This window comes from Geobacillus sp. PK12, from assembly GCF_004123125.1.
Lineage (GTDB): Bacteria > Bacillota > Bacilli > Bacillales > Anoxybacillaceae > Geobacillus > Geobacillus zalihae.
Genome location: NZ_SDKL01000006.1, coordinates 45,158 through 51,157, shown reverse-complemented (window position 1 = coordinate 51,157; position 6,000 = coordinate 45,158). Strand labels below are relative to the sequence as shown.

The window sequence follows — 6,000 nt, the reverse complement described above, 5'->3', positions numbered from 1 at the left end:
TCATAACACACAAAAAAAGAGACAACTTTAGGCTATACCTAACCGAAATTCATCTCCCACTTTCACTTCGTTTCGAAGTGGGAGACTTCTTTCGGAAAGATGTTAAAAAGCCGGGGAAAACCATCAGCCATCCGCCAATGAGTGGTCCAAACATTCATCCTCATAGTATACGCGCCATAAATACAGCCCTTCGGCCGGCGCGGTTGGACCCGCGAGGCGCCGATCTTTCGCCGCAAGCAACATCGAAATGTCGGCGGGAGAACGCTTCCCTTGACCGATCTCCAACACCGTGCCAACGATAATGCGCACCATGTTGTATAAAAAGCCGCTGCCGACAAACCGAAACTCGAGCATCGGGCCGTCGGCCTTCACTTCAGCCCGATACATGGTGCGCACCCGGTCTTCGATCGACGTTTTGGCGGAACAAAAGCTTGTAAAATCGTGCGTTCCATGAAGCAAACCAAGCGCCTCGTTCATCGCGCTGATATGAAGCGAATATGGATGCCATGCGCAATAATGGCGGCGAAACACGTCGCGCTCGGCAGCCGTCCATACTTTATAGCGGTATTCTTTCGCTTTCGCCGAAAAACGGGCGTGGAAGTCTGCATCGGCCTCCTGTACAAAGCGAACGACGATATCATCCGGCAGCTGGGCGTTCAACGCCTTTTTCCACTGCTCCGAGGAAAGGGAAAGCGACGTATCAAAGTGGATCACTTGGCCATAGGCATGAACGCCGGCATCCGTCCTTCCCGAAGCCGCCACACGCACTTTTGTCCCTTTATGCATCCGCCGAAGCACTTCCTCAAACTCGCCTTGCACCGTCCGCTTTCCCGGCTGGATTTGGTAGCCGGAAAAGTGGGTGCCATCATAGGCAATGATGCATTTGATCCGTGTTGTCATGGCCTTCCTCCGCTATGATCGTAATAGACAAAGCAATGCAAAAAGCAGCGCCACGGCCGCTAAAAACACGGTGTCCACCGGCTTCCAAGCGAGCTGGCGGAATTTCGTCCGCCCTTCCCCGCCGCGGTAGCCGCGCGCCTCCATGGCTGTCGCCAGCTCATCGGCTCGTTTGAACGAGCTGATAAACAGAGGCACAAGCAGTGAGACAATGGCTTTCATCCGTTCGGAAAAACGGCCGCCAGAAAAATCAACGCCGCGGGCCGCCTGTGCTTTCATAATTTTTTCCGTCTCTTCCATCAACGTTGGAATGAATCGAAGCGAAATGGCCATCATCAAGGCGAGCTCATGGACAGGAACGCGCATCTTTTTGAGCGGCCCAAGCAAGCTTTCGACGCCATCGGTCACTTCAATCGGCGTCGTCGTCAACGTCAACATCGTCGTCATCAATACAAGGAGCAAAAACCTTAGGGAAATAAAGACCCCTTGCTTGATGCCGCCTTCATATACAGAGAGCGCACCGATTTGGTAGATGACGTCTCCTTCTTTCGTCATGAATAGATGCAACAGCAATGTAAACAAAACGACCCATAAAATCGGTTTCAAGCCGCGGGCAATGAACGAAAACGGGATGCGAGACAGCGCTGCAAAGGCAAACGCAAACAGCGACAGCAGTGCATACGTCGCCGCATTGTTCGCCAAAAAGACGATCAGGACGTAAGCAAACACGATCAATAGTTTGGCGCGCGGGTCTAAGCGATGAATGACGGAATGACCAGGCACATATTGGCCGATAATCAAATGATTCGTCATGGACGCTCACCTTTGGCGAACAATTGCTGGATGGCTTCCGCTGTCTGTTCCAACGTCAAGCATGGCGACGGAATGACAACGCCGAACCGCTTTTCGAGCTGCTGTTTCAATTTGACCGTTTCCGGCACACTCAAACCGATGGCAGCCAGTTTGTCAGCGTCTCGAAAGATCTCTTCCGGCGTTCCGTGGCCCCATACCGTTCCTTCATGCATGACGATGATTTCATCGGCGTACCGGGCGGCGTCCTCCATGCTGTGGGTGACGAGGACCGTCGTCAACTGCTTTTCCCGATGGAGGCGATAAAACATCTCCATCATCTCTTTGCGCCCGCGCGGATCAAGGCCTGCGGTCGGTTCATCGAGCACGAGCACTTCCGGCTCGAGCGCGAGCACGCCGGCGATGGCGACGCGCCGCATTTGCCCTCCGCTCAAATCAAACGGCGATCTCACCAATACGTCTTCACTCAATCCGACGAGCTTAATGAGCTCCCGCGCCTTCCGCTTCGCCTCGTCTTCCGGCACGCCAAAATTGAGCGGGCCAAAACAAATATCTTTCTCCACCGTTTCTTCAAACAACTGGTGCTCCGGGAACTGGAAGACGACCCCGACCTTTTTGCGCAGCGGTTTCAGCTGGTTTGGCCGCTTATGGCTCGTGATCGTCTCTTCGCCGATCTTCACCGCTCCGCTTGTCGGCTGCAGCAACCCGTTTAAATGCTGAAGGAGGGTCGATTTTCCTGAGCCCGTATGCCCAACCACGGCGACGTACGCCCCGCTTCGGATTGCGACATTGACATCATAGAGCGCCCGACGGGCAAGCGGTGAACGGGCGTTGTACACATGCTCTACTTTTTCGAATACAATGTCCATAGCTCCTCGACCAACTCCTCTGTCGTGAAATATCCAGCCCGAAGCGGAATGCCTTGTTCCCGCAAGCGACTGCCCATTTTCACGGCAAACGGCAAATCAAGACCGATGCGCTCGAGCTTGCTTCCGAGCCGAAAGATTTGCTCCGGCGTCCCTTCTGCCATCACTTCGCCTTTGTTCATCACAATGAGGCGGTCCGCCTTCGCCGCCTCTTCCAAATCATGGGTAATTGACAAGACGGTAATGCGCTGCTGGCGGTTCAGGCGGCGCACCGTCTCAAGCACTTCTTCCCTTCCACGCGGGTCAAGCATCGATGTCGCTTCATCCAAAATGATCATATCGGGGCGGAGCGCCAAAATGCCAGCGATGGCGACGCGCTGTTTTTGCCCCCCAGACAACCGGTGCGGCTCATAATGGAGAAACGGCTCCATATGGACTTGGCGAATGGCTTCGCGAATGCGCTCGACCATTTCCAAGCGCGGAATGCCGTTGTTTTCAAGGGCAAAAGCGATGTCGTCTTCCACGGTCGCACCGACAAACTGGTTGTCCGGGTTCTGGAACACAAGGCCGACGCGGCGGCGCACCTCCCAAACGGTTGCGTCGTTCAAAAGGCGTCCAAACAAGCGAATGGCGCCCCGCTCCGGCCGAAGCAAGCCGATCAGCATCCGAGCGATGGTCGATTTGCCGGATCCGTTATGGCCGACGATCGCTAACCACTCCCCGCGCTCGGCCGTGAAGCTGACGTTTTGCACCGCATAGTCGGATTGATTTGGATAGCGAAAGGACACTCCCTCGATCGACAAGATTGGTTCGGCCATGATCGTTTCCCCTTGCTTCGCCGCGTTGCAAACGCAGCCTGCTAAATGATGGTAAACAAAAAAAGGGCATAGATCCAGTTCAAACGAAACTGTCTCGCCCTTGTTGAAATGAAACCGTTACACGAGTTCAATAATGACCATCGGCGCCCCGTCACCGCGGCGAGGACCAAGTTTCATAATGCGCGTATAGCCGCCTTGGCGATCTTGGTAGCGCGGCGCAATGTCGCTGAACAGCTTTTGCAACGCATCCTGGCCGGTTTCGCTGTTGGCGACCTCCTTGCGGATGAATGCCGCTGCTTGGCGGCGGGCATGCAAATCGCCGCGTTTGCCGAGCGTAATCATTTTTTCCATGACCGAGCGCAGTTCTTTCGCCCGCGCTTCCGTCGTTTCAATGCGTTCGTTGATGATTAAGTCTGTTGCCAAGTCGCGAAGCAGTGCTTTTCGTTGCGAAGTCGTGCGTCCTAATTTTCTGTACGACATCAAATGTCCCTCCCTTTTAAAGTGATGTGTTCCTCATGGTGGTCATCATCAAAGCGATATGGTGAAAGTGTGTTTCCGGCTTGCCGGCGGAGGCCGGCACTTAGTCGTCTTTGCGCAGGCTGAGGCCAAGCTCAGCCAGTTTCGCTTTCACTTCCTCAAGCGACTTGCGGCCGAGGTTGCGCACTTTCATCATATCTTCTTCCGTTTTTTGCGTCAGTTCTTGAACAGTGTTGATGCCGGCTCGCTTCAAGCAATTGTAGGAACGAACCGAAAGATCGAGTTCCTCGATCGTCATTTCGAGCACTTTTTCTTTTTGATCATCCTCTTTCTCCACCATGATCTCCGCATTTTGCGCCTCATCCGTCAAGCCGACAAAAATGTTCAGGTGCTCCGTTAAAATTTTCGCTCCAAGGGAAATGGCCTCTTTCGGCCCGATGCTTCCATCCGTCCACACATCAATGGTCAGCTTGTCATAGTCCGTCACTTGGCCGACCCTTGTATTCTCGACTTGATAGGAAACTCGGGAGACCGGCGTATAAATGGAATCGATCGGAATGACGCCGATGGGCTGGTCTTCGCGCTTATTCGCCTCAGCAGGAACATATCCGCGCCCCCGCTTGGCGGTCATGCGCATGCGCAGGCGGCCGCCTTCCGCCAGCGTCGCGATATGAAGGTCCGGGTTTAAAATTTCTACATCGCTGTCGTGAGTGATATCGGCAGCCGTGACAACTCCTTCACCCTGCACATCAATCTCCAACGTTTTCTCTTCGTCTGAATAAATTTTCAACGCTAGTTTTTTGATATTCAAAATGATAGCTGTCACATCTTCAACGACGCCGTCAATCGTTGAAAACTCATGCAAGACGCCGTCGATTTGCACCGATGTTACAGCTGCACCAGGGAGTGAAGACAATAGGATACGACGCAAGGAGTTCCCTAAGGTTGTACCATATCCACGCTCAAGCGGTTCGACGACGAATTTGCCATATTTGGCATCTTCGCTCAGTTCGACCGTTTCAATTTTCGGCTTTTCAATTTCAATCATCGATTATTATACCCTCCTTCAAAACGTCGAGACCCCGATCAAACGGTACACGCCTAACAACATTCCCCCATGAATCTCTCTTTACGCTTGCCTGCCATGGTCTTTATCATATCCCATTATTGACAATGGTGCAAATTCTATACAGGGGCGTTACACGCGGCGACGTTTTGGCGGACGGCATCCATTGTGCGGGATTGGAGTGACGTCTTTGATCGCCGTAATTTCCAACCCGGCTGCTTGCAATGCACGGATCGCTGCCTCGCGGCCAGCCCCCGGACCTTTGACGTTCACTTCGACCGTTTTCATGCCATGCTCCATCGACGCTTTCGCTGCTGCTTCAGCCGCCATTTGCGCCGCAAACGGCGTTGATTTGCGCGAACCTTTGAACCCCAGCGAACCAGCGCTCGCCCAAGCAATGGCGTTGCCATGAACATCCGTAATCGTCACGATCGTGTTGTTGAACGTTGAACGGATATGGGCGATGCCTGTATCAATATTTTTTCTTACCCGGCGTTTACGAGTGTTTGTTCTGCGTGCCATTCGTCAAATGACCTCCTTTGCGTAATTATTTTTTCTTGTTCGCTACCGTGCGGCGCGGACCTTTGCGCGTGCGGGCATTGTTTTTCGTGTTTTGGCCGCGAACCGGCAATCCGCGGCGATGGCGAAGACCACGATAGCAGCCGATCTCCATCAAGCGTTTAATATTCAGCGATACTTCACGGCGCAAATCGCCTTCTACTTTTAAGCGGCCGACGATCTCACGAATGCGGCTAAGCTCTTCTTCCGTTAAGTCGCGGACGCGCGTGTCTTCCGATACGCCAGCTTCTTTTAAGATTTTTTGTGCTGTCGGTTTGCCGATCCCATAAATGTATGTTAACGAAATGACGACCCGTTTATCACGCGGAATATCGACACCTGCAATGCGTGCCATATGATACACCTCCTTAGAAATTACCCTTGGCGTTGTTTATGTTTCGGATTTTCGCAAATGATCATGACTTTGCCCCGTCTGCGAATAACTTTGCATTTTTCGCAAATCGGTTTGACAGATGGTCTTACTTTCATGTTGTTTACCTCCCTATTG

9 protein-coding genes are annotated in these 6,000 nt (G+C 53.0%); all 9 read right to left on the bottom strand.

From position 1 onward, the window contains the following. Positions 1–123: 123 nt before the first annotated feature. The 9 genes from truA to rpmJ all read right to left on the bottom strand — a co-directional run bounded on the left by truA (position 124) and on the right by rpmJ (position 5,981). Positions 124–900: a tRNA pseudouridine(38-40) synthase TruA gene (truA, locus tag ETR37_RS04315; protein WP_015373731.1), complete on the bottom strand. Its 777-nt coding sequence runs from the start codon at positions 898–900 to the stop codon at positions 124–126. A 12-nt stretch (positions 901–912) separates the two neighbouring features. After that, a complete protein-coding gene (locus tag ETR37_RS04310) occupies positions 913–1,710 on the bottom strand; it encodes an energy-coupling factor transporter transmembrane component T family protein (RefSeq protein ID WP_060788515.1) in 798 nt (265 codons plus the stop codon). Beyond that, a complete protein-coding gene (locus ETR37_RS04305; protein WP_129446926.1) occupies positions 1,707–2,576 on the bottom strand; it encodes an energy-coupling factor ABC transporter ATP-binding protein in 870 nt (289 codons plus the stop codon). Before ETR37_RS04305 ends, ETR37_RS04310 begins: the two co-directional genes overlap by 4 nt. Then, complete coding sequence (locus ETR37_RS04300) at positions 2,552–3,391, bottom strand: energy-coupling factor ABC transporter ATP-binding protein (protein WP_011229647.1); 840 nt, start codon at positions 3,389–3,391, stop codon at positions 2,552–2,554. The genes ETR37_RS04305 and ETR37_RS04300 overlap by 25 nt, the downstream gene beginning before the upstream one ends. A 117-nt stretch (positions 3,392–3,508) precedes the next feature. Continuing rightward, positions 3,509–3,871: a 50S ribosomal protein L17 gene (gene rplQ, locus ETR37_RS04295; RefSeq protein WP_011229646.1), complete on the bottom strand. Its 363-nt coding sequence runs from the start codon at positions 3,869–3,871 to the stop codon at positions 3,509–3,511. 100 nt (positions 3,872–3,971) lie between these two features. Beyond that, positions 3,972–4,916, bottom strand: a complete 945-nt coding sequence (locus ETR37_RS04290; RefSeq protein ID WP_011229645.1) for a DNA-directed RNA polymerase subunit alpha — start codon at positions 4,914–4,916, stop codon at positions 3,972–3,974. A 150-nt stretch (positions 4,917–5,066) separates the two neighbouring features. Continuing rightward, positions 5,067–5,456, bottom strand: a complete 390-nt coding sequence (gene rpsK, locus ETR37_RS04285; protein ID WP_011229644.1) for a 30S ribosomal protein S11 — start codon at positions 5,454–5,456, stop codon at positions 5,067–5,069. A 25-nt stretch (positions 5,457–5,481) separates the two neighbouring features. Further along, the gene (gene rpsM, locus ETR37_RS04280) at positions 5,482–5,847 is read right to left on the bottom strand and encodes a 30S ribosomal protein S13 (RefSeq protein ID WP_015373728.1); all 366 of its coding nucleotides are present in this window, start codon (positions 5,845–5,847) and stop codon (positions 5,482–5,484) included. A 20-nt stretch (positions 5,848–5,867) separates the two neighbouring features. Continuing rightward, a complete protein-coding gene (rpmJ, locus tag ETR37_RS04275) occupies positions 5,868–5,981 on the bottom strand; it encodes a 50S ribosomal protein L36 (protein WP_011229643.1) in 114 nt (37 codons plus the stop codon). Between the last annotated feature and the right edge of the window lie 19 nt (positions 5,982–6,000).